Here is a 242-nt window from a genome sequence, read left to right as displayed (position 1 = left end):
CCTGTTGCATAAAATAAATCGCATCTAAGCGATTGGTCATGAAATTAATAAAACCGTATTTTTTTAACAATTCCTGTACATCATAAAGTGTTTTCATTGTTCTATTTTACCCTAACTGTAAGCGGTTTTCAAGTGTTGATAAGTTTTTAAGTGACTTTTTAGTCGTTATTTTTCTTAACCAACTGTAACTTGTTTGGACTATTTCAAAAATATAAACTAATTTTCATAGTAGGAAGTGAGTC

Annotated in this window: 1 protein-coding gene; it reads right to left on the bottom strand. The window is 28.9% G+C overall.

Annotated features, from left to right (window positions below):
• Positions 1 to 97, bottom strand: a 97-nt coding sequence (locus ETC27_RS18330) for a YqgQ family protein (protein ID WP_136256092.1), incomplete at its 3' end; no start/stop codon positions are given.
• Positions 98 to 242: the final 145 nt, after the last annotated feature.

The organism is Onishia niordana, from assembly GCF_004798965.1.
GTDB lineage: Bacteria > Pseudomonadota > Gammaproteobacteria > Pseudomonadales > Halomonadaceae > Onishia > Onishia niordana.
This window is presented reverse-complemented; position numbering and strand designations above follow the sequence as displayed.